The following is a 1,227-nucleotide window of genomic DNA, read 5'->3' as shown; positions in this document are numbered from 1 at the left end:
GGTCTGCCATACCGGCGCGCACAACCATCCCGAAGGTGGTGAATTGCAAGAAGGCAAAGACGCCGCCGATGATCAGGGCCGAGAAGGCGAAATAGATCAGGCGCCAGTAGGGGTAGATGATCGCGTTGGGATCAAAGCCCAAGAGCACGCCGAAATCGAAGGACCCGCGGAACGCCTCGGGGGCGGCTGTGGGGATCGGGTTTGCGCCGTAGAAATACTTGATCACTTCCTGAAGCACGATGGCCAGACCAAAGGTCACAAGGATCTGGTCGGCGTGGGGGCGCTTGTAGAAGTGCTTGATCAGGCCGCGCTCCATGATGAAGCCGATGGCGATCATCACGGGGATGGCAAATAGGATCGACAGCGGAACGGACCAGTCCAGCATCCAGGCACCGGCGCTCTCTCCGAACCATTCCTTGATATACAGGATGTCATCATACTTGGGTTTTCCCAAGAAATCAGTGCCCGACGGCTCCGAGGCCAGATGGCTCAGGCTAAAGATTTTGCTAAGTGTGACAGCACAAAAGGCACCGATCATAAAGATCGCGCCGTGGGCAAAGTTGACCACACCCAGTGTGCCGAAGATCAGGGTCAGACCAAGCGCGATGAGCGCATAGGCCGAGCCTTTGTCCAACCCGTTAAGAAGTTGCAAAAGAATGGCGTCCATCGCGGTGCCCTCGAATTTTTAATGAGTGAAAGGCGGATCAGACCGCCTGCAAGATAAGGCGGAGGGTATCCTCCGCCTTAGACTTGTGATTAAGCGCCTGGGTTACAGCTGCCCAAGTCGCCACCCGCAAACATCGGGTGATCGACATCATAGGTAACCTGCTCGGCTGGAGTCGCTTCAACGATTTCCACCAGATCGTATTCGTTTTCTGGGTTCTCTTTACCCTTCACAACGACAACGTCCTTAAAGCACTGGTGATCGCCAGCACGGTACAGCGTTGGACCGTTGCCCAAACCGTCGAATTCAAAGCCTTCAAGGGCTTCGACAACGGCGCATGGGTTGAACGAACCGGCGCGAGCAACCGCATCAGCATAAAGCAGTGTCTGAGCATAGCAGGTCTGAGCGGCCTGGCTTGGTGGGAAGCCGTACTTGGTACCGAACGACTGAACAAAGGCGTTTGTACCTGTGTAGCGTGCGCCCAACTGGTCTTCGAGCTTCCAATCCCAGTTCTGCGACCCAACGATACCGGCAATGTTCTTGCCTGCACCACGAGCCATCAG

General features: G+C 55.8%; 2 protein-coding genes. Both read right to left on the bottom strand.

The features are described from left to right. On the bottom strand, positions 1–667 hold a 667-nt coding region (locus ABYT07_RS21270), incomplete at its 3' end, for a branched-chain amino acid ABC transporter permease (RefSeq protein ID WP_372993979.1). 89 nt (positions 668–756) lie between these two features. Then, on the bottom strand, positions 757–1,227 hold a 471-nt coding region (locus ABYT07_RS21265; protein WP_372993978.1), incomplete at its 5' end, for an ABC transporter substrate-binding protein.

It is taken from the genome of Sulfitobacter sp. (assembly GCF_041552635.1).
Classification (GTDB): domain Bacteria; phylum Pseudomonadota; class Alphaproteobacteria; order Rhodobacterales; family Rhodobacteraceae; genus Sulfitobacter.
This window is presented reverse-complemented; position numbering and strand designations above follow the sequence as displayed.